Here is a 358-nt window from a genome sequence, read left to right as displayed (position 1 = left end):
CCCAGATCGAGGCGGTGCTGGCCGACACCGGGCTGCCCCCGGCCTGCCTCGACATCGAGCTCACCGAGAGCCTGTTCATGGACGACATCACGGTCGCGGTCGAACTGCTGCACAGCATGAAGGCGCTCGGGGTGAGCATGTCGATCGACGACTTCGGCACCGGCTACTCGAGCCTGTCCTACCTGAGCCGGTTCCCGATCGACGTGCTCAAGATCGACCGCTCGTTCGTCTCGGCGATCAACCGCGACGCCAACGACGCCGCGCTGGTGAGCTCGATCATCGCGCTGGCGCACAACCTGAAGCTGTCGGTGATCGCCGAGGGCGTCGAGACGGCCGAGCAACTGGCCTACCTGCGCGG

General features: G+C 66.5%; 1 protein-coding gene. It reads left to right on the top strand.

Going from position 1 to position 358, the window contains the following annotated elements:
- Positions 1 to 358 (top strand): EAL domain-containing protein (locus D0817_RS26900; RefSeq protein WP_134737804.1); only part of this gene is annotated, 358 nt, incomplete at both ends.

Source organism: Flavobacterium cupreum, from assembly GCF_003996965.1.
Classification (GTDB): domain Bacteria; phylum Bacteroidota; class Bacteroidia; order Flavobacteriales; family Flavobacteriaceae; genus Flavobacterium; species Flavobacterium cupreum.
This window is presented reverse-complemented; position numbering and strand designations above follow the sequence as displayed.